Below are 21,485 nucleotides of genomic sequence, written 5' to 3'. Positions count from 1 at the left end.
CATGAACTATCTTAATGCTATAACGATATCAACTATTGCCATCGAATCCTGCGTGGAGATATCAGAAACTACACAGGATGCAGTTTGGCAGCAAAGTCAAAATTTTTCCACCCCCAGCACTCGCCTACAAGCTTATTTAAATCGACTTTGTTTGTTAACTGTTTTACCTTGGCTAGAAGAAATATGGGGAATTATCGCCAAGCCTGCACCAAATCTTGCTGTTTTGCATAGCTTTTGGGAAGTAGTAAATGGGACAGCAATTACTATTAATCAAACTCGGCTAATATTAATTCCGAGTTTAGCAATTGATATCAATGAAATCCGTGTTCCCCAAGAATGGGTGGATATTCCCAGTTGGGCTGGGGATTATTATTTAGCCGTGCAAGTTAATACTGAAGATGGTTGGGTAAAAGTTTGGGGATATACAACTCATTTGCAACTCAAACAACCAAGTAATTATAGTGCAGGCGATCGCACTTATACTTTAGATTATGAAGACCTCATCCACGACTTAGATATATTGTGGGTAACACGTCAACTTTGTCCTGATGCGCCAACAAAAACTGAAGTAGAACCTCTAGCTAATTTATCATTAACCCAAGCAAATAATTTACTAGCAAGATTAGGAAATCCGGCTGTAAAATTTCCTAGACTTGCAATTCCCTTTAGCTTATGGGGAGCATTGCTAGAACATGGCGGTTGGAGACAAAGATTATATGAACTCCGCACAGGAATTACCCAACAATGGTCAATTATTCAATGGATACAAACAGGAATTTCTGATTTAGCCCAACAACTTGGTTGGAACTATTTAGATTTAGAAACTAGTCTTGGTAGTAGAGGTATAGCCCAAACAAATGAGCCAGTGATTTTAACTCGTCATCTGATAATTGCTGGTCAAAATTACGAGTTACAAGTGCAATCTCCAGGCGAGATTACATCAGGAATTTGGGTTATAGAATTGCAGAGTTTATCACTACAAGGTTTAATTCCTAGTGGGTTTAAATTGCGGTTATTAACTGAAGATTTACAACCATTTCCCGATAATGAATGTGTTGCGGATACAGCGACAGAAAAGTTAGCAATTGAATTACAACTAGAAGCGGGTGAAGGTTTGGTATGGGAGATTGAACCAACGCCCGAAAATTATGAGCGAGAGATATTGAGATTTTAATATTATATCAACTCTGCGTTGAAAATTAGTAAATTAAATTATAGATAGACACAATTTTTAGAAGACGCATTTCGACTCCTCTCAATGCTCAACAAGCTAGTCCTTCTACTTATACTTAGAATATTTTACAAATATGCCCCGTGCCATTATCAAGAACGATGTCAAAAAACTTTGGTGTTTAGTGATTGGGATTAATGAATATCAAGATAAAAATCTGCGTGCATTGCGTTACGCCGTTGCAGATTGTCAAGGTTTTGCTCAGGCTGTAAAACAAGCCAATCACAAATTTATCCACACAGAAATCATTGAGCATCATTCCCAATCATCACCAGCACCTTCATTAGCTGAAATTCGCGCTAGTTTTCAGCATATAGTTAAATCTGCTAATCCCCAAGATACAGTTTTATTCTACTTTTGTGGACATGGAATGCTGGAGTCAGAAAGTCAACAGGCTGTGTTGTGTTTAACTCATACTCAAACAGATGATTTACTCAACACTGGTTTGACGATGCAAGAACTGTTGACATTGTTGGGTAATTGCCAAGCTGCTCAACAAATAGTAATTTTAGATGCTTGTCATAGTGGCAGTTTTACTCTGAGAAATTCACCCACACCTCAGATGTTAGAACAACTGCAAAAAGTTGCTGTTCAGAAAAAACAAACAGGATATAGTCAAGGATTTTATGCCTTACTTTCTTGCGATAAAGAACAGTTATCGTGGGAGTTTCCCGATTTAGGTCATGGTGTGTTTACCTATTTTTTAATTCGCGGCTTATTAGGTGAAGCGGCTGATGTGCGGGGAGAAATTGAAGTTAAATCGCTCTACAAATATATTTATCATCATACCCTCCAGTATATTGATAAGCTTAACCAAGGACTGCGGTTAATTAATCAACAAAAACGTAGCCGTGGTGATACTGATGGGTTAAAAAAAGAACAACCACAGCAAACTCCCAAATTGATTGTAGAAGCGGTGGGGGAATTAGTTCTTGGGTATAAAGCCACAGAAATCGAACTGCGATCGCACAGGCAAGCTTTAATAGTAAATGGGCTATCAGATGGCGAAATCACTCCTGAGATTAGTAAAATGTTGGCTGGTGCGGGTGGTTTTGACTTGAAATATTGGCATTCCCAAGCACGAGATTTGCCGGATGTCCGCCAAGCGATTCAAAATTGCTTACTCAATCAAGCATCGTCAGCCAGTTTAGAAGATGCAACATCTTTACTTTATCTGCGGGGAAGAATTGAAGAAACAACTACAGGTGAAGCTTTTTTAGTTATTAGTGATGAAATTAAACTTAGTCGTAATTGGTTGCGCCAAAGTCTACGTCAGTCAAATATTGCTCAACAAATTGTAGTTTTAGATTGTCTTGTAGATGCACAAAATACTGCATCTCTCCAGAATTGGCTAGAAGATTTGCAACAAGAATCAGAAATTAGCCAGTGTTTAATTATTGGTGCAGCTACTATTGAAAATGCCGAAGAATTTGCTACAGCTTTACTGACAACTTTGCAAACATCCAACTTACAAACAGGTTTATCTGTGGCTGGCTGGATTATGGGTGTACAGCGCGAACTTGCAGAAAGTCAAATTTGGCGTAATTATTGGCTAGGGGGAATGCAGGGAGTAATTGAAATTTTACCTGCAACTTCACAACAAAAATCCCAACGGGTAGATTTAGGGATTTGTCCTTATATGGGATTAAGAGCTTTTAGTGAGAAAGATGCAAAATATTTCTTCGGTCAAGAAGTTCTCACCCAAAGAATCATTAATGAAGTTAATCATCAATCTTTTTTAGCAGTAGTTGGTGCTTCTGGGAGTGGTAAATCTTCCGTAGTCCAAGCGGGATTAATGGCACAGTTAAGGCTGGGAAAACAACTTCCGGGAAGTGAAACTTGGCTAACTAAATATTTGCGTCCTGGAGAAAAACCCCTGCAAGAATTAGCCAAAATTATGGCAGATAGTGAAGAAAATCCCTTACAAACTGAAGGGTTATTACATTTAGGTGGTGAGGGTTTTGTCCATTGGTTACGCACCAGAAACGAGCCAATGGTAGTTTTAGTAATTGACCAATTTGAAGAAATTTTTACGCTGGCGGCTACAGGCGATCGCCAAGTTTTTCTTGATATTATTTTAGAAGCTTTAGACTACGCATCCGACCGATTTAAATTAATCATTACTCTCCGCGCTGACTTTATTTCACCTTGTCTCGAATTACCCAAACTATCGCAAAAATTACAAGCATCTCATGTTTTAGTTCCACCCCGGTTAAGTGCAGAAAATTATCGTCAGATTATCGAAAAACCAGCCGAACAAGTAGAATTAACAGTTGAGCCAGGTTTAGTTGAGTTACTGTTAAATGATTTACAACAATCGGCGGGAGATTTACCTTTACTGCAATTTGTTTTAGAACAGTTATGGGAACACCGCGACCAAAATACAGGTGAATTAACAGTTTCAGCTTACCGCGATAAAATTGGTGGAATTAAAGTAGCTTTAGAACTCAAAGCTCAAGCCATTTATGATAGTTTGTCACCAGAAGAACAGAAAATAGCCCAATGGATTTTTCTATCTTTAACTCGTCTGGGACAGGGTACAGAAGATACTAAAAAACAAGTCCAAAAATCCCAACTATTGCAAGGTAAATATTCACCATATTCAGTTGAGAAAATTCTACAAAAGTTTATTGATGCCAAATTAATTGTTGTTAATTTACCAGAAAATGACGCAAATATCGGGCAGAGTCGCACTGCTGATTCTATTTCTCAGGAATTAGAAATACTCAAAAGCGAAGTAACTATAGAAGTAGCTCACGAAATCTTAATTCGTCATTGGTCGAGTTTACGTTGGTGGTTGGATGAAAACCGCGATCGCTTATATCAACAAGAGCGTTTAGAAAAGAAACGCAAAGAATGGGAACAAAAGCAAAAACACCCCGATTTTCTTTTGCAAAAAACTCAACTCACAGAAGCAGAAGCATATTATCAAAAATACAAAGATTACCTCACCCCCCCAGAAAAAGAATATATCCAAGCCAGTAGAAAAGCGCGGCTAAAAAATCGTTTTTTACTAGGTAGTACTAGTACCATTACTTTATTATTAATTGCAGCTTCTGGGATAGTTGCTTGGCAACAACAACAGCAAAATCAGTTAGCTCAACTCATCCGCTATAGTTCATTTAATATTATTACACCTGATATTGCTAAAACAACATTAAATAGTCTATCTGCATTGTTGACTAACGCTAATAAACATCAACAAGCTGGAGATATTAATCAAGCATTGGATGATTATCGGCAGATTTGGCGGATCACTTTGAATTTACAAGACAAAATTAGTCAAGAACCACAAAAATTTGCTGATATTCTCAAGCACCAAAATACATTGCAACAAGCATCACAACAAGCTGAAAAATCCTTAGCAGAAATCATTAAAAAAACTAGACTGTCTACTTTAGAAGCTGAACTCCAACAAGGTAAATTTGGCGATTTAGTGGATACTGATTTTGCCAAGTTAGAAAACCAATATACAGGCGCACTCAAAACATCTTATGCAATTTTGATGCGTGAACAAGGTGCCAAAGCTGATGTAAATAATGATGGTTATCTCACCGAAGGAGAAGAAAAACTTCTACCTTGTGAAACTCTCAAAGATATTGAAGCATTGTGGCGCAAATATACAGAAAATCGGTGTAATTGGACAGATGAATCTACTTGTAGAGAATTGCAAGGACAAAACCTCACAATTAAGTTATCATTTCCTCCCAGTGCTTATCTTTTAAAAAGGCGCTGGGATGAGTGTCAAGTGATAGTAGGAGGCAGTGGTTCGGCTGCGCTCACCAACCGGAGGCAGGACGCTACCTATAGTCAATCTTGGGGTATATTATACAGCCAGTAAAATTCTAACTTATGTCAGTATTTATAACATCAATCTCCATTAATTATGGCTATACTAAATATAGTTGTATCAAGCATATTTGACTAAATTAAAATGGCAAATTTTACTATCTCAAATATATTTTTAACCCTAGGAATTATTTTCTTAGTAATTTCTGTCTTGGGACAATCAAAGTTAGGTTTTATTGAAATTAATCCAGGCTGTTTTGGTAGAGTGTTAGCCTTATTTCTTGGAGTTGCTAGTTTAGCCTTTGTATTTTTAGGCGGTAATTTCTCAGTAGAAACTGTTGACTTAATTAGAAACTATTTAGCAAAGGCTATTCAACAAAATATCCCGCAGCTTAACGAAATTTTACACTCTTAATATCACTTATTAATTTATGAGATGCTGTAGAGACGGGGAGCATCCCACTTTTTGTATGTCATTGCGTAGGCGTTAGCCTTCCCAAAGGGTACGCAACGAAGTGAAGTGAAGCAATCGCAAAGTCTCGCACTAAGAACAAAACCATGCGATTGCTTCGTCGTGCCTCCTCTCTGCGAGACGCTACGCGAACGCAATGACTTTTATTCTTTAGTTGCTAAATAAAAACTGGGATGCACCCGTAGAGACGTTACATACAACATCTTGGTATTAAATTGTCATAATACTCATAGGAATTATGCAATGCTCGTAAGGGTGTAGGTATTCAAAACCCTTACACCCCAACACCCTTAAACACTTACACCCATTCCATAATTACGATTAAAAATAAGCTCCTACTAAACTATAAGTTAAACTAGCTAATACCAACAGAGTTACAACAATATAAGTTAATTCGCGCTTGAAGATAAAAGCCAATAAAGAAATAATTACACGTAAAACAGGTGTGGCAATTAATAGTAATAAACCTAATTGAATAATCCCTCGACGGCTACCTGCTAAAACTGCATTGAAGACACCAGCAGGGGAACGAAACTCTGAGGGTTCACCGTGAAAAACTTGATATGTAGCAGGTTCAGAACCGTGGTTAATTAAATATAATATGCCACCCAACAACACCACAGCACTAGCTATTAACACACCATACTTTAAAAGATTACTGAGTATGTATTCTAATTGCTGTTCGCTGGCTGTTTTGCTGACTATCTGACTACTATTAATCTCACTGTTATGGCGTTGTTCTTCTAATTGTTGAATATCTGAGTCTGGTTCTTCTGCTGGCAAGGTAATTGTTGCGACTTCAGTCTCTGCTGATGTTGATGATTGCCAACGAAAAATAGAATTAAACTCATACATATTACAGCCCCCCTATTAGACTGTTATAGACCATTTTAAAAGCCATTACTACTAGCACAAGACTGAAAATAATTCGCAAAATTTGTGTTTTAGCACCTATAAGCACTTTGGCTCCTAAAAAAGCGCCAGGTAATACTCCTAACATCACCGGCATTGATAATCCCGGATCGATGTAACCTCTGGCTAAATAAACCCCGGCGGATGCGGCGGCGGTGACACCAATCATAAAATTGCTAGTGGTAGTAGAAACTTTAAAAGGTATACGCATGGCTTGATCCATTGCTAGTACCTTGAATGCACCTGAACCAATGCCAAGTAATCCTGATAAAATTCCAGCAACGAACATCACACTAAACCCTGCTGGTACAGCATTAACTTGATAAGACATCAAGCCATCGGGAGTGGGATAAGTACCATTGAGGTTGAAATAATTGGCTAAAGGATCTGCGGGTTGATCTTGATCAATTTCTATTCTGGGTCGTTGCGAAAGATATGCTGAATAAATCAAAACGATCGCTAAGACAATCGTCAACATTTTAACAGAGACAAATACCGCAATCATCGCCCCAATAATTGCCCCAATTGTCGTAGCAACTTCTAAAAACATGCCTAGGCGTAAATTGGTGTAGCCTTTTTTGATATATGTGGAGGCTGCACCCAAGGAAGTCGCAATCACAGAGACCAAGGAAGCACCGACAGCATAGCGAATATCTACGCCAAAGACGGAAGTTAATAGGGGGACAATGACAACTCCACCACCCAAACCCGTTAACGCACCGACAAAGCCAGCACTAAATGAACCAAGCCAAACTAGTAAAGAAAATTCTAGTATGTTCAAACCTCATACCTCTTTTGATATAGGGAAATTCCCAGAGATTTTGCAGATGAATCTACTAACTACCCTGCTGTCTTCAAGATAAATTGAGTAAAGTTAAGCTGCCACTGTCAATAACAATAAAAGCGCCTAGCCCCATGAGTACAAAAGGCATAAAATTATTCCCATAACGAGTTAAGAGGTTAGCGATCGCAGTTTGGTTAGTTAATTGATTAGCTACGTAACACAAACATCCCACCAACGTAAAAAACACACCCAAAATTACTAATAAACTTTCCCAAGTGGCGCTGGCGAACAAAGGCACATAAATACTAATATTGTCAGTACCATTGGCAAATGTCACGGCTGCTACACTGTAAGTCTGCAAATTGAATAATTTGGCTAACAAAGTGTCTGGTGATGCTTCTGTTTGTGGTTCTACTGTGGCTGATTCATCTTCTTCTTGACTCAATAAGCACTTGATCCCAATAGCAATGGGAACTAAACCAAACAGCCCAATCCACGGACGTGGTAGGATTAAGCCACCAAAAAAACCCGGCAGACTTGCCATTACCAGTGCTGTAAAACCAAGATACTGCCCGACAATGATATGCCAACGGCGAAACTTGGCGTTAATCTGGGAGAAAAATAGCGTCAGTATCACTAAATCGTCGATATTTGTGGCGCTAAAGGCAAATGCCCCGGTACTAATTGCTGTAACTAACCCGTTCATATCAATTTAGTTCAAATCAGAATTTTTGTAATCAAAAGATGCAAAAATTTAAGGAATTTTGCTGCGATCGCTAAATCTGGCGTGGATCTCTTCAATTCCTTGGCGCATTCCTGCAACTAACTGGGGAGAACGTCTTCTTTTGACAATGAACCAGCCGCTAGTTGCAACTATGTACATCAAGAATAAGTAGGGAAAGGCATCATAAGGCGCTTCCGGAACTGGAAATAGGCTACTACCAGGGATGCCAATACTACCCAAAACCGGAATCATCATAAAACCAACCCCAAGGATAGAAAACGCGATATCTCGGCGGCGTAGCTTGTTGATTTTATACAGATAAACAGGTGCAGCAATGGAAATCAAAATATAGACAGTCAAAAATCCATAGCTACAAATAGCCCCCAAATAGCCCATACAATCAAACAGCTTGATATTCAAAAAAGACATCCCCGCCGGCACAAGGAACATAATCAAAGAACACATTGTGACTGCAACATGAGGTGTTTTATTAGCTGCGTGGGCTGTACCTAACGATGAATGAAATAAACCATGACGCGCCATCAAAAAGAAAACTCTAGAGGCGGGGTTGATACTACCTAGAATGCAAGCAAAGAAGCTAAACAAAGCACCCAAACCCACTAATTCACCCAAAAGGCCGACTCCTGCCTGTCGGGATAACAATCCTAACGGTTCCTCTGTGTTGGTAATAGATACGCCAGCATGGCTAAAACCCAAGACTTCTATATAAGTTGTGCAAACATAAAACAACCCAGCCAAAATTACACTACCCATGACTGATTTTGGTATGGTTCGCAAGGGATTTTTCGCTTCATCACCCAAAGATGTGGCACTTTCAAAGCCAGAAAATGCAAACATCACTAACACCAATCCCGTCGCTATACTACCCGGAGTGGTATCAGCCAAGGTCAGTTGAGACATATCCAAGGCAAAACCTTGGTGCGCCCAGATAATCAAGCACAAGATAGCAATTAAAAAAATTGATATTCCTTCCATCCACAACATAGCGACAGCAGAAAGTTGGATATCTTTGTAAGCTGCATACCAAGAAATTCCAGCACCGATCGCCAGTAATGTAATACTTGAAGGATGAATGCCTAAATGCCCAATTAAAACACCACTAAAATTGGCAAAACCGCAAAGCACAGACATCCCTGTAAATAAATAAGCTAGTACTAAACTCCAGCCACAAATCACTCCGGCTGTTGCACCTAAACCTTTGGTAATGTAGGAATAAAGTGAACCTGGAGATGCCGAACGACTAGCAAATTGATTGATATTAATACTGACAAATAATAGTCCCACTAAGCCAATCAAAAAACTTAGCCAAGTACCGTTACCCGAAAGTGCAACGATTAAACCAATGTTAGATGCGGGTATTGTTGTTGGTGCAATTACCGCAAAAGATTGCGCTAACACTTCCGTGAAAGACAGACATTCTGGCTTTAAGCCATGCAGACTTTGATGAGCAGAAATTTCCTTTTTCATCTTGCAAGTTTTAGTTTGGCAAATGGCGCATAGAATGATGGTTGTCACAACAAATTAGGGGAGAGCTTTTAGTTATACACTACTAAAAACAATTCCTGATTTTGAATGATAGATATTGGTATATCTATCAAATGGCAGCGCCTATCGTTAGTTTTATTTCTCAAGATAGATTTAATACTACCCCATGTATTTTCTACAATCAAGTAGACAAAAAATCTAATTTTTATGATTTTTTAAGCAATGCAAATCCCAAATCTAACAGGAGTTATGGGTGTTTAAATATGGCAACTCTCTCATTAATTCCGCTTGCTGACTGTGGAGAAGAATATCCGTAAATATCATCGGGATAAGTGCCATTTAAACCCTAAAGTTATGAGGTGATAACATAGATATCGCGCCCTTATTTGATATGTGAATACAAGAGACAAGGGAAACAATGAGGACAAGAGAGACAGGGATAAATCGTTTAGGATAGCTATAAAATTAGTCAACAAGACAAAAATATGATATGAGATTTACCACATAAAGCTGATGATTTTTTGATGATTGGGTATACTCTGCAATTTTGAAAAAATAGGTACATAAAGATGAAAAAAATTAAATGCTTGTTGCTGACAGTTATATTATTTGCAAGTTTAGTATTTGCTCAACCAGCCTTAGCCGATCGCCCAAAAGTTAGCAAAAATCCAGATTATATAACTCTCACCAAAGAGTTAGAACAATTTCTCTCTGCCAAAACATCACAACAGCAATTAGAAGATTACACCCCTGAACAAATTGACCAAAAAATCAACGAATTAGAACTCCAAAAATATGCTTTTGAGTCAGGAATTGACTGGGGACAATGCACCAATCAAACAGGACAGACAATAGCTATTTACGGGCCAGAACCAAATTTAGATGATGATGAATACTCAGAAACAGCCGCGCTTTATTTCTTACCTGATGGCGCAACAACACAAGATAGATGGAATTGTAAAGGTATCTATTTACCCGCAGATGTAAATGCTGTAGCGTTAAATCCAGACCGATCTGGACAAGAATTTGTGGGTGATGTGGTGGTGAAAGTTCCCAATGGGACAAACTTAGTTTTCAAAACTAATCCTGATACTGGCGTAATTGAATTTAATCAAGTTGGCGCTAAAATTCTTCCAGCCAGTGATGTGAACTGGTATATTCCCAAAGTGTCGCAAACAATTGTTGAGGCTCATGTTGCAACTGCACCTACTAAGAAGGGGTGAGTAGGAAAGTCGGGAATAGTAAGCTATTAAGCACTTAGTTTGCAGTTTAGACCGCAGGGGAGCAGAGGGGCAGAGGGGCAGAGGAGAGAGTTTAAGTCATTTATGTACAATTTCAATAGTGCAGCTTAAATGCTGATTAGCTTATTACTGTAATTATGTACAAAGTTTTGAGTCAGAGCCGCTCACCAAAAAGATTTACTCGTGAGTGGCTAATTTTTCCTGTTCTTCTGGGAGTAAAGTAGTTTCCGCCGCAGGTTGTACACCAGGGACAGGTAAAGTTTTCACCAGATGGGGTTTAATAATCATACTCACGCCAGTTCCCCAAGCGATCGCCACCATCCAACCTGCGAGAATATCACTGGGAAAGTGAACTCCCAAATACAGGCGTGTCCAGGCAATAGTTAATATATACAAGCTACCAAAAATCCATACCACCCAGCGCCAAGAACTTTGCCAAGCTAAAATCAACAAGATAATAGCCAAGGTAGTACTCGTCATAGCATGGCCGCTAGGAAACGAAAAATCTAACTCTGGGGCGAGGGATGTCCAAAAATCTGGGCGGAGACGATGCCATAATTCCTTAGCAGTGCGGTTGATGAAGGCGCTTCCCAAGGCAGTGATTAACAAGTAAACTAGCGATCGCCAGCGTTTTTGCCAGAGTAATATCAGGGCAATTGTGATTAAAATTGGCAGCACAGTCCAAAATGACCCCAACTTAGTCAGCGCCACCGCCAAAGTATCTAACTGGGGGTTGGCTGTAGAGTGAATTGCCAATAAAATCGGCACATCCCAAGGGAAGCCAGCTTGATATTGCCAAACTTGCACAGCCAAAACTTGAAATATCTGCAATGGTAAATATACTCCTACAAATAGAAGTAAAAGCGATCGCCAACGGGCAACCAGCAGATTTCTGATAAAAGAAACAGGTGTCCTTTTCTCTGCATCCATATCAACTTTTGTTTTGTATACAAGGGATGACCAACCTTTTCAAGAGTGCTGAGTAAAAAACAAAATAATTACACTCAGCACTCAGCACTCAGCACTCAGCACTATTCAAGTGATTGCAAACGTACAGCCACACTACCAGCATGGGCTGGTAAACCTTCCGCCTCAGCTAAAGTCACCGCAGCTTTACCAATTTCTTGCAACGCGGCTTGATTGCATTCTAAATAAGTAATGCGTTTGAGAAAATCATACACACTCAAGCCAGAAGCAAACCGCGCCGAACGAGAAGTTGGTAAGACATGGTTAGGGCCGCCCAAATAATCACCTATCGCCTCTGGGGTGTAGCGTCCTAAAAACAAACTACCGGCGCATTTAATTTGACTGGCGAGTAACTGCGGGTTATCTACGCATAACTCAACGTGTTCAGGAGCCAATTGATTCAGCAATGGTATACTTTCAGCCAAATCACCCACTACAATAACTGCACCATGATTTAGCCAACTATCACTCGCCACTGCTTGAGTAGATAGTTTGGTAAGAACTAATTCAACGGCGGTGATCACTTGCTGGGCGAAAACTGCCGAATCAGTAATTAAAATAGATTGGGCGCTGGGGTCGTGTTCTGCTTGCGATAACAAATCCCAAGCTATCCACTCTGAGTTATTTTGATCATCGGCTACCACCAAAATTTCCGAAGGGCCAGCTATGCTATCGATACCCACAGTCCCGAATACCTGCCGTTTGGCTTCCGCTACATAAGCATTACCAGGGCCAACCACTTTATCTACAGGTTTAATCGTTTCTGTCCCGTAGGCGAGGGCGGCTACTGCTTGCGCCCCACCAATACTATATATTTCTGTTACGCCAGCCACCTGCGCCGCCGCTAACACAGCCGGGTTAATTTCACCCCGTGGCATAGGTACGGTCATCACAATGCGTTCCACCCCGGCAATTTTGGCAGGTAAAGCATTCATCAACACCGAACTAGGATAGCTGGCGCGTCCACCAGGGACGTAAATACCCACTTGCGAGAGAGAAACCCAATTTAAACCGAGTTTTACCCCTGTTACGTCGGTGTAACCAATATCTTGGGGCAGTTGTTTTTGGTGAAAGCTGCTAATGCGTTCGGCGGCTAATTCCAGGGCGACTCTCACATCAGCCGGACATTTGGCGGCTTGGGTGGCGATAAAATCCGCACTCAGATGTAAAGATTCTGGGCTGAAATGGTCGAAACGAGTAGTATATTCCTTAACTGCGGCATCACCCCGCACTTTTACATCAGCCAGAATGCCGCGTACTGTACCACTAACATCAACCGTGGCTTCCCGGCGATTATTGACGAGTGCTTGGAACGCGGTGGAAAAATCTGTGTCAGTTGTTTTAAGTAGCTGCATGGACAATATCTTTGAAATCAGTGCAGGTTAGCAGTCAGGATATTAATTAGTGTAGAGTATGAGGCGATCGCCTGGTGGGGTTGCTGGTAAATCTTGCAGGACTTACGCAAAAGTTATGAAACATCAGTGGAACTCTACGGAAATAAACATAGCTGATGAATCAAGGTAATACCAATTCTGTATGAAGATGCACTGAATTAAAGAACGAACCGCAAAGGGCGCATAGACGCGATAGCGGCTTCCCGAAGGGTAGAACGCAAAGAAAGAAGAGATAAAAGATTAAGTGCAGCCTCACATAGAATTGGTATAAGAGTATCTCAATTAGGCTTGACACAAGAAATTAGAAGAACCTAAGATTTACCCTTAAACGGTCGCGCGGCTCCAAGTCAAGTCACTTAAATCTAAAACGTAATCAACTGAATTATCTATATAATCTTCTATTTTCTCATTATTAATCACCCACAAGTTACCACCAGTAATGTGTATTTTATCTGTTTCTTGGTAGATAGCTTTGTGTTTACTGATCCATCCTGGTTTTTCTCCATCTGTTGCTACTTGTTCTATGACAAATGTGTGGATATGTAATCTATAAACTGGAGTTTCATGATAAATTCTTGTACCGAAATATCCTAAGTTGCCAATGATATATATGTATTCTCCAACTAATGTGGCTGAATGAAAATCAGTTGGCGGAAACACATCTTGGGGATAGCCAAAAATCTGAAAACTACCATCACCTTGATAAACTACCACATCGTTATATATACAAAAATCAGGGTCATAGGAGTCTTCATGTTCACCAGCAATTTCGATAATTCTGCCATCTGCTAATTGTGTAATGCTTCTGCCAAAGCGGTCGTAGCTCCATACTTTATCTTGCCAATTTTCTGTATCATCAAAAAAATTTTTAGCTGCATAAGCAGAACAACCATGACAAATCATTGCCTGCCAAAATGGTATTTCCATCAACTCTGGATTGCTTTTGCCAAAGCGCGGCTGTTTGCCAGCAAAATATTGCTCTGGAGTTACTTGTGATAATGAAAATTTGTTGTTGTCAATTCCGGTGAGCGATCGCCGCATATCATCGTTAATATTGCTGATATCTTCACCAGATGCAATTAACATTCTGACAATTTCTTTATTTTTCGCTACCTTAATGGCTTTGTCATCGCAATGATTTATGCTGCTGGGGTTTGCGCCAGCTTCTAGTAAAATTTTGACGCAATCAGTAGCACCATACTCTGCTGCCATGATTAACGCAGTGTTACTAAATTCATCAGTAGCTTCAATATCAAATCCCTCTGCAATTAGCCACTTTAATACTTCCAGTCTATTGTTTTCTATTGCATACATTAACGGCGTTTTTCCGCAGTTTCCCACATCGTTGTGATTTGCTCCCGTCGCTAGGAGTAATTTAGCTTTAGGTAATTCACCCACTTGAATACTTAATAACCAAGGAGTTCTATCCCAACAATCACGCACATTTTGATCTGCGCCTTGTTCTAGCAAGAACTTTACTTGCTCTAGGCTGCCAAAAACTATAGCGTGCATTAATTCTGTCCATTCCAGTTGCTCTGGGTTAGCACCTGCGTTCAATAATAATTTGACAGCATCAAATCTCCCAACATGAGCAGCTACTTTAATTGCAGATTCACCATAGCTACTCATCCCATTGACAGCAGCACCTCTAGAGATGAGTAAATTCAAAGTTGATATTAAGTTTTCATCTTGGACAATATCTCGACCATACATAGCATGAATTAAGACATCATATCCATCTGAAGTTTGATAGTTAATATCGGCTCCAGCATCGAGAATCAATTGGATTTTATCGAGATTTCCTGACTGCACAGCTAACCCAAGTACGGTATTTTGAGATTCTGGTTCAACAGCATTGACATTCGCGCCATTTTCTAAGAGAAAGCGAATCATATCAACCCCTGCATTGGAACTACTAACTGCACACATTAATGGTGTTTGCTGGGAATACTCGTCTAGGCATTCAATATCAACACCATTGGCTATTTTATCTGCGACTCCTGCAATATTGCCCTGCTGGACATCAATATGAATTTTTTCCATACATTTTCTGAGTTAACTTCTGATATAAATTACTACAACCAGAAGCGATCGCGCTTTTCATCTTATCCCCATAGATAGGAATACGGTTTGATTCCTGAATCTAATTGTGTGGTGCGCGAAGCGCAGCGCAAGCGCGATAGGCAGGGAGTAGGGAATGGGGAGTAGGGAGTAGGAAAGAAGTCTGCTCTGGGTGTACTGATTTTTTTCAGAAATCAAATATTAGTCCTAGTACAGGTTGGCGTAAATAAACAGACCATAAGAAATTGCTAAAAAGCTTGTAGTATCGTTATTCTTTCTTTTTACTTTTGCCTTTTTACTTTTGCCTTGTTGTACTAGTACAGAAAGGCAATTACTCAAAACGGCAAAACATGGTAGGGAACATCTGTTTTCTACCATTTATTGTCCTAATACCAATTCTATGTGAGTCTGCATTTAATCTTCATATCTCTTCTTTCTTTGTGTTCTACCCTTCGGGAAGCCGCTATCGCGTCTATGCGCCCTTTGTGGTTCGTTCTTTAATTCAGTGCATCTTCATGCAGAATTGGTATAAATACCAAATATTGCTGTGGTGATGAGGCTGAAAGCTATGTTTAAATTTTATTAAGATTGTTGTGATACTGTTGCCTTTGTACATAGAACTTAAAAACAGTAAGTCATTGGCGATCGCATTAATTCCAGAACCTAGTCAAATTTAATTTTAAAAAACTTGTATCAATGAATCAAAGCCTCAGTGTTACTCCCACTCAGGAGGAAATTTTTCATCAAAATCTCTCTGGTACTCAACCACAGCTAATTGTTCCTCAAATCATGGTTCTGGCTTTAGAAATACTACTAGCATTACCACTGAGTATCGGCTTGGTAAAGTTGCATGTTGGCGGTATTGCTTGGATATTTGGCGGTATCGCTGCTGGTACAATCGTCCTCCAAGGATGTCGAATTTTCTATCAATACACACCCAAACCTAACAGAACTGCGAGAAAAGTCGGGATGGGACTTGTAGGACTGACTGTGGGTTTATCTAATGGTAATAGTGACCTGATCAATTTAGCTGCTGGGATTCCGATATTTGTGGCTCTGACATTTTTTTTATTGGTATGTGGTAGCTGTATTGGCTATATTTATTCCCGACTCAGCAAAACTAATTTATTAACAGCAATGTTGGCGACAGTTCCCGGTGGCGTGGGTGTGATGTCATCAATTGCGGCTGATTACAATAAAAACGTGACTTTGGTTGCTTTAGTGCAAGCAATTCGGGTGACTTGTGTAGTATTGGTAATTCCTTTTATTGCGAGAACCACAGTTGGTAATGACTGGAATTCTGCAACACTTCCTGTCAAACAAGCTTTACTCAATCTGGAACCTTCACAAATCGGACTGTTGGTGGTAGCGTTGCTAATTACTGGAGTGATAGTTTATTGCGCTATTGTTTGGAAAATTCCGGCTGGAGATTTTTTTGGGGCGTTACTACTGGGTATATTTTTTAATTATTTTTTGAATTTCTTACCTTTTGTGAGTGGAGCTAACTTGAGTCCACAACCATTGGTGAATATAGTTGGTCAAATGCTGTTGGGAATTACCATCGGAGAATATTGGGGAGAAAAACCCACTTTTGGTAAACGAACTGTAGGTTGTGCGTTGATTTCTGTAGCGTTGACGCTGATTGCAGGTGCGATCGCTGCTATGCTGGCTATGCACTTCACTTCTTGGGATTGGTTAACTTGTCTTTTGGTAACAGCCCCCGGCGGTGCTGCCGAAATGATCTTAGTTTCCCTAGCCTTAGATCATAATGTGGAAATTGTCACCACAGGTCATTTAGTCAGACTGATTGCTATTAATAGTTCCTTGCCTCTTTGGTTATTTTTATTTCGCCGTCTTGAAAGTCAGTTGAAGTCTGAAGTATGAAGTCTGAAGTCTGAAGTCTGAAAGTTAATGGAAAGAAAAAACCTCGGTGTTGTTCAAACCGAGGTGATTAGGAGAAGTCCAAATGTCGATGGGAGATACCGATACCGAAGTCCGTTGTTCATCGCTAACAGCAAAAGACATCAAATTCTGACAATATCTTTATGTGTTAGGGGATTTGATTGTATTTAATTACCGATTTCTAAACTTATGTTAATAAGTGTAACTAAATTGTTACGATAAGTCAACATAAATTGACAAAGAACAGCTAATATTAGTAATAAGAAAAAGTTATGTAGTCAATAAACAGAAGCGATCGCTAGTACAACAAGGCAAAAGTAAAAAGAAATAATACTTATCAAGTCAGCTTTTTACCTATTTTTAATGGTTTGCTGATTTACGCCGCAGTGTACTAGTGAGAGAATGGGAAGTTATTGATCTATATATTCCTCTACTACTTTGAGCGCATCAGGAGGAATTTCTGTTACCAAGAGAAAGGGAAATGCTGGCGTAGAAGCGGAAATCGCATAATTCGGTGTCAAAAACACACTATATTGTTGAGCCTCTGGGGTGAGTTGTGCAGCCATAGCCAGGACTATCACCTTCACAAATTTACGAACATCGGCGGCTTGTTCTCCGACAACTTCGCCGCCAGTAAAAGGTGTGTTGGGTTGACCGGCTTGGTCTAAAGTAGTGCTGGGGTCTTTAACGCTGAGATGAGTACCACCAAGTATACCAACCAGCCATTTAGGTGCAGGAATTTTGTGAAACCCAACAACTTGTTCAGTCAACGCCGGAGTACTTTTATCGGCGGAACTTGCCAAGATGAGAGTCGGGACTTGTACCTTAGTTAAACCAGAGTCGCCAAACATCAAAGAACTGGTAGGATTAAGAGCGATCGCTTGCTTAATTCGAGTATCCCGCAGTTGATAGCTGTTGTTTGGTAGTTCTTGAGCAACGCACTGTGCAGTTTCACCCAAACTAAATACAGCCAAATTTTGTTTGCAGCGTTGTTTGAGCTTATCTAGTTGTAATTCACCACCAGCCAAGGCCAAAGCTGTACCGCCACCAAAAGAATAACCAATAACCATCGCATTGTTAGTTGCGAGTTTACCTGCTAACGGGTCGTTAGGAGTTTGGTTAACTTTGGCGAGTTCATCCAAAACAAAACTAATATCTTTGGGACGTTCTAAAAATTCTTGCGGTTTGATGAGTTTACCTTTACCTTGTAAACCAGCATCAACATTTGTTTGATTACTACCAGGATGTTCGACAGCCACAAATACATAACCGTGGGATGCTAAATGTTCTGCAAGATAACGTAAATCAGTCCGCACAGAACCCAAACCGTGAGAATAAACTATGACTGGTTTATTTGCAGTTGCAGCATTTGACCAATAAATATCTACAGGAATATTACGCTGACGTTGTTTGTCAAGCCAATTGACTTTCAATACTTGGACTTCCGCCGTTCCAGGTTGACTGGGGTCAAATGGTAAAGAAACTTGTAGCGATTTTTGATTAAGTTGGGGTGCGATCGCTAACATAAATTGTTGAGTCCGCCAAAACGCCGTATTAAAATTACCAGACAACTTGAAAATTGCAGGTAAATTAATTTCCAGACTTTGACTCGGATAAGCCGCAATAAAACTCAGTAACGACAACCCTTGAGGCGCAGTTGCACCGATAACCGCTCCCGCTCTCAGAGCTTGCACACCGGCTTTATCCTTACGTACAAGCGCAGTCGAGAAATCATTAAGAATTGTTGTCCCAATCTGAGTATTGAGTAATCGATTCACAGTCACAACATTCAACGGTAGCGGCATTTTCAGCGTCTCTAACAAAAAGCGCCGTTCTTGGGAAGATAATTTACGACCATACAATTCAAAACCATTTGGGAAATCTCCCACTTCTGCTGCTTTTTGTAACTCAGCCAAAGAAACAGACTCCGCCAACAAGCCATAACGCAACACAACTTTATCAGCTGCTTTTGCCGCATTAGTTATACTTAGCAAACTTGTGTAAGTAAAAGTACAAAAGCAACCCACCAATAAATTTAAAGCTTTCCTACTAATTCTCATAAAAATATTCGTCAATGAATCCTGACGGGAATATAACGGATATTTTGACATTTGACGACTCTTAAGATTAAGGCAAGAAAATACGGAGACATATAGATAGGACTTATGCACAAAGATTGTCTGTTGAGATTGGGTGTGGGGGTGTAAGGGTATAGGGCTTAAGGGTTTTGAATAAGTACACCCTATACCTCTACTTCCCACAACCTTTAGTTTTTCGTATCACTGCGTAAATTCTAATTATTTAATGAATAGGACTTACGTAAGAACTCTCTCAGACGCTTATAACTTCGTGTCCTACCCTGCGGGAAGCCGCTTGCGCGTCTACGTTTTTTCATAATTTTGCGTAAGTCCTGCTGAAATACAAGTAGTGGACTGACACGACTAAAATGTTGCCTGAGATTTTGGATAAAATTAACCGCAGATAAACGCAGCGAAAAGTTGAGCCAGTGCGTTGGGCGGGTTCCCCGACTTGAAGCAACTGGCGTTGCGCGTCCGGGTTTCCCGGCGCAAAACTTTTCAAGACAGATGGACGCGGATGTAATTTCGGTTATGGCACTACTTTAGCCTTGCCACGCCACTACATATACTCCACGAATATGCAAAGTATCTACGGAAAATGCTCATCTCTATTTTTTTTGTTGCGGATGTTAATAGAGAGCAGAATTTATCCCGCAAACATACTTTACTTGAGCCTTGAGTCAGCAGCCCGAATGACAGCTAAAAACTTTAGATTTCATCTTGTATGCGTCGCCCAATTATTTATATATTAATTTTGCTAGTTTCAATCTTGTTTGTGACTTTGTTTTGGCCTGTACATAACTCGCAATGTAACTCAGAAGCTTTTTTAAAATCAAACAAACAAAAACTTCAGATAACAGCCTCTCAAGTTGTTGTGCAACCCTGGCGTGGCGAACATCATGTATATGGGATTTTCATGGTTCCCGATGAATACAAAAAAGCACCATTTTTTGTGTTATCAGTCCAAGGTATTGGTAACTATTGTTCTAAACCATTTGGTTACAGCCAAAACTATGATGATGTCTTTGCCCAACCAGGAACTCATTTAATTAGGTATTATCTGAGGACGCGCATTGCGTTACGGATGATTTTTCAAGGTTTATATTTGCAACTTAATGATAAACAAAACTGGGTGTTGATCTACCCAAAAGTTAAGTAGAAAGGCAGGAGGCGGTGGTTCGGCTGCGCTCACCAACCGGAAGCAGGAGGCAGGATAAGCTAAACCACATCTAGTTTACATAACGGAAATGCTAATAACTCTTGTGGGGTGGGCATCTTGCCCGCCCTAATTATGCAGTTTAAATGTGTAACAGCTTATTAGCCTTAAGGAGCAATGGGAGTTGCTAAACTTTCATGTTTGGCTAACAAAGCAGAGGTAGTATTTATAACAATTTGCGCCGCACCTGCAAAAAACGATCGCTCTATTGTACTAGGCTGGTCACTAGGTTGATGATAATAGGGACTACGCAGATTAGCTGTATCTGTCACTAAAACTGCCCCTACTCCTTGATACCAAAACGGTGCATGGTCACTCCGCAGAGTATCAGGTGTGAGTAATCCCTTCAATGGAATAGGTACTGTGAGAACAGCTGGAAAATTAGCTGGTTGTGGGTTTTGAAAAGCACTCAGCAAAGGTAAATGTTCCGTATCTCCCACCACTGCTAAAAAGTCTCCCTTATCGCTGGGTGGCGTTACAGGTAAACCCGGTGGATATTGTTGACAGCCAGGTGTGTAGCAAGCATAACCAACCATATCCATAACAATCACACCACTGAGATTTTTTAACCGTTTGGCTTGAGCTGCAAAAGCTTTACTACCCAAAAGTCCGGCTTCTTCTTTGTCAAAAAAAATTAACTGTAAAGTGCGTGGAGTCGGTTGGGAACCAAGTAATCTGGCAATTTCTAAGAGTACCGCCACCCCAGTACCGTTATCATCAGCACCAGGAGAAGCGGCGACTGTATCATAATGTGCGCCGACGAGAATTGTACCTGCGGTTTTGTCAGTTCCTAAACGTTCTGCAAAGATATTCACACCCTCAGTAAATTTCTCTAGCTGTGGTTTCCAGCCGGATTTTTTTAATTCACTTGTGATATATGTACGAGTACGCGATCGCTCTGCTGTTGTATAGCGTTGAAAATTTAACTTTTCAATGTGGGCAAGCAAATTCTCAACCGAAACTTGTGGTGTATTGTCTTGTATTGGCGGCTTGGGTTGAGTTTCCTTGGCTGGTACTTGCTCCACAATTTCTGGTGCAGCAGCCTGGGGTAAAAAACTATTGAACGCAATACTTCTACTACCAACAATGACAACTACCACCAGCACCAACAGCATCAGCCAAATCCGTTTTTGCATACATTGAACCCTGCTTTCCAAACCTAGAGTAGCGCAAACACAAGTTTGACGACTTGTCTGTTGACAGAGGCAA

The 21,485-nt window shown here is 40.2% G+C and carries 16 protein-coding genes; 7 read left to right on the top strand and 9 right to left on the bottom strand.

The features are described 5' to 3' along the window. The first annotated feature begins 1 nt into the window (after position 1). The 3 genes from H6G79_RS08920 (at position 2) to H6G79_RS08910 (ending at position 5,435) form a co-directional block, all read left to right on the top strand. The gene (locus H6G79_RS08920) at positions 2-1,174 is read left to right on the top strand and encodes a DUF1822 family protein (RefSeq protein ID WP_190588394.1); all 1,173 of its coding nucleotides are present in this window, start codon (positions 2-4) and stop codon (positions 1,172-1,174) included. A gap of 133 nt (positions 1,175-1,307) precedes the next feature. Then, positions 1,308-5,072, top strand: coding sequence for a caspase family protein (locus H6G79_RS08915; RefSeq protein ID WP_190588395.1), 3,765 nt, complete (start codon positions 1,308-1,310; stop codon positions 5,070-5,072). 93 nt (positions 5,073-5,165) lie between these two features. Beyond that, positions 5,166-5,435, top strand: coding sequence for a hypothetical protein (locus H6G79_RS08910; protein WP_190588396.1), 270 nt, complete (start codon positions 5,166-5,168; stop codon positions 5,433-5,435). A 378-nt stretch (positions 5,436-5,813) separates the two neighbouring features. Here the strand turns inward: H6G79_RS08910 and H6G79_RS08905 are convergent, their stop codons facing one another. The 4 genes from H6G79_RS08905 to H6G79_RS08890 all read right to left on the bottom strand — a co-directional run bounded on the left by H6G79_RS08905 (position 5,814) and on the right by H6G79_RS08890 (position 9,400). Next, complete coding sequence (locus H6G79_RS08905; protein ID WP_190588397.1) at positions 5,814-6,347, bottom strand: DUF1634 domain-containing protein; 534 nt, start codon at positions 6,345-6,347, stop codon at positions 5,814-5,816. A 1-nt stretch (position 6,348) separates the two neighbouring features. Continuing rightward, the gene (locus tag H6G79_RS08900) at positions 6,349-7,185 is read right to left on the bottom strand and encodes a sulfite exporter TauE/SafE family protein (protein WP_190588398.1); all 837 of its coding nucleotides are present in this window, start codon (positions 7,183-7,185) and stop codon (positions 6,349-6,351) included. A 73-nt stretch (positions 7,186-7,258) separates the two neighbouring features. Next, a complete protein-coding gene (locus H6G79_RS08895) occupies positions 7,259-7,894 on the bottom strand; it encodes a cadmium resistance transporter (RefSeq protein ID WP_190588399.1) in 636 nt (211 codons plus the stop codon). 48 nt (positions 7,895-7,942) lie between these two features. After that, the gene (locus tag H6G79_RS08890) at positions 7,943-9,400 is read right to left on the bottom strand and encodes an APC family permease (RefSeq protein WP_190588400.1); all 1,458 of its coding nucleotides are present in this window, start codon (positions 9,398-9,400) and stop codon (positions 7,943-7,945) included. A gap of 131 nt (positions 9,401-9,531) precedes the next feature. Here H6G79_RS08890 and H6G79_RS08885 point away from each other — a divergent pair, with 131 nt between their 5' ends. Together H6G79_RS08885 and H6G79_RS08880 are read left to right on the top strand one after the other, a co-directional pair. Beyond that, positions 9,532-9,735: a hypothetical protein gene (locus H6G79_RS08885; RefSeq protein ID WP_190588401.1), complete on the top strand. Its 204-nt coding sequence runs from the start codon at positions 9,532-9,534 to the stop codon at positions 9,733-9,735. 252 nt (positions 9,736-9,987) lie between these two features. Beyond that, the gene (locus H6G79_RS08880) at positions 9,988-10,641 is read left to right on the top strand and encodes a hypothetical protein (RefSeq protein WP_190588402.1); all 654 of its coding nucleotides are present in this window, start codon (positions 9,988-9,990) and stop codon (positions 10,639-10,641) included. Positions 10,642-10,836: 195 nt separating this feature from the next. Here H6G79_RS08880 and H6G79_RS08875 read toward each other — a convergent pair whose 3' ends face one another. The 3 genes from H6G79_RS08875 to H6G79_RS08865 all read right to left on the bottom strand — a co-directional run bounded on the left by H6G79_RS08875 (position 10,837) and on the right by H6G79_RS08865 (position 15,062). After that, a complete protein-coding gene (locus tag H6G79_RS08875) occupies positions 10,837-11,589 on the bottom strand; it encodes a phosphatase PAP2 family protein (protein ID WP_190588403.1) in 753 nt (250 codons plus the stop codon). A 101-nt stretch (positions 11,590-11,690) separates the two neighbouring features. Then, positions 11,691-12,980 (bottom strand): histidinol dehydrogenase, encoded by a 1,290-nt coding sequence (hisD, locus tag H6G79_RS08870; RefSeq protein WP_190588404.1) that lies wholly within the window; start codon positions 12,978-12,980, stop codon positions 11,691-11,693. Positions 12,981-13,343: 363 nt separating this feature from the next. Beyond that, positions 13,344-15,062, bottom strand: a complete 1,719-nt coding sequence (locus tag H6G79_RS08865; protein WP_190588405.1) for an ankyrin repeat domain-containing protein — start codon at positions 15,060-15,062, stop codon at positions 13,344-13,346. A 714-nt stretch (positions 15,063-15,776) separates the two neighbouring features. Between H6G79_RS08865 and H6G79_RS08860 the strand changes: the two genes are divergently transcribed. Further along, a complete protein-coding gene (locus H6G79_RS08860; protein WP_190588406.1) occupies positions 15,777-16,964 on the top strand; it encodes an AbrB family transcriptional regulator in 1,188 nt (395 codons plus the stop codon). Between the two features lie 428 nt (positions 16,965-17,392). Here H6G79_RS08860 and H6G79_RS08855 read toward each other — a convergent pair whose 3' ends face one another. After that, positions 17,393-19,042 (bottom strand): alpha/beta hydrolase, encoded by a 1,650-nt coding sequence (locus H6G79_RS08855; RefSeq protein ID WP_190588407.1) that lies wholly within the window; start codon positions 19,040-19,042, stop codon positions 17,393-17,395. A 742-nt stretch (positions 19,043-19,784) separates the two neighbouring features. Between H6G79_RS08855 and H6G79_RS08850 the strand changes: the two genes are divergently transcribed. Further along, complete coding sequence (locus H6G79_RS08850) at positions 19,785-20,219, top strand: hypothetical protein (RefSeq protein WP_190588408.1); 435 nt, start codon at positions 19,785-19,787, stop codon at positions 20,217-20,219. Between the two features lie 164 nt (positions 20,220-20,383). Here H6G79_RS08850 and H6G79_RS08845 read toward each other — a convergent pair whose 3' ends face one another. Continuing rightward, entirely contained in the window at positions 20,384-21,412 is a 1,029-nt protein-coding gene (locus tag H6G79_RS08845; RefSeq protein ID WP_190588409.1) for a M20/M25/M40 family metallo-hydrolase, read from the bottom strand. Between the last annotated feature and the right edge of the window lie 73 nt (positions 21,413-21,485).

It is taken from the genome of Anabaena sp. FACHB-83, assembly GCF_014697485.1.
In the GTDB taxonomy this organism is placed as follows: domain Bacteria; phylum Cyanobacteriota; class Cyanobacteriia; order Cyanobacteriales; family Nostocaceae; genus Nostoc_B.
This window is presented reverse-complemented; position numbering and strand designations above follow the sequence as displayed.

Bases quoted from the DNA above. Each gene is read 5' to 3' on its own strand.
- H6G79_RS08920 (WP_190588394.1), top strand. From the start codon at position 2: ATGAACTATCTTAATGCTATAACGATATCAACTATTGCCATCGAATCC.
- H6G79_RS08915 (WP_190588395.1), top strand. From the start codon at position 1,308: ATGCCCCGTGCCATTATCAAGAACGATGTCAAAAAACTTTGGTGTTTA.
- H6G79_RS08910 (WP_190588396.1), top strand. From the start codon at position 5,166: ATGGCAAATTTTACTATCTCAAATATATTTTTAACCCTAGGAATTATT.
- H6G79_RS08905 (WP_190588397.1), bottom strand. From the start codon at position 6,347: ATGTATGAGTTTAATTCTATTTTTCGTTGGCAATCATCAACATCAGCA.
- H6G79_RS08895 (WP_190588399.1), bottom strand. From the start codon at position 7,894: ATGAACGGGTTAGTTACAGCAATTAGTACCGGGGCATTTGCCTTTAGC.
- H6G79_RS08890 (WP_190588400.1), bottom strand. From the start codon at position 9,400: ATGAAAAAGGAAATTTCTGCTCATCAAAGTCTGCATGGCTTAAAGCCA.
- H6G79_RS08885 (WP_190588401.1), top strand. From the start codon at position 9,532: ATGGCAGCGCCTATCGTTAGTTTTATTTCTCAAGATAGATTTAATACT.
- H6G79_RS08880 (WP_190588402.1), top strand. From the start codon at position 9,988: ATGAAAAAAATTAAATGCTTGTTGCTGACAGTTATATTATTTGCAAGT.
- H6G79_RS08875 (WP_190588403.1), bottom strand. From the start codon at position 11,589: ATGGATGCAGAGAAAAGGACACCTGTTTCTTTTATCAGAAATCTGCTG.
- hisD (WP_190588404.1), bottom strand. From the start codon at position 12,980: ATGCAGCTACTTAAAACAACTGACACAGATTTTTCCACCGCGTTCCAA.
- H6G79_RS08865 (WP_190588405.1), bottom strand. From the start codon at position 15,062: ATGGAAAAAATTCATATTGATGTCCAGCAGGGCAATATTGCAGGAGTC.
- H6G79_RS08860 (WP_190588406.1), top strand. From the start codon at position 15,777: ATGAATCAAAGCCTCAGTGTTACTCCCACTCAGGAGGAAATTTTTCAT.
- H6G79_RS08855 (WP_190588407.1), bottom strand. From the start codon at position 19,042: ATGAGAATTAGTAGGAAAGCTTTAAATTTATTGGTGGGTTGCTTTTGT.
- H6G79_RS08850 (WP_190588408.1), top strand. From the start codon at position 19,785: ATGCGTCGCCCAATTATTTATATATTAATTTTGCTAGTTTCAATCTTG.
- H6G79_RS08845 (WP_190588409.1), bottom strand. From the start codon at position 21,412: ATGCAAAAACGGATTTGGCTGATGCTGTTGGTGCTGGTGGTAGTTGTC.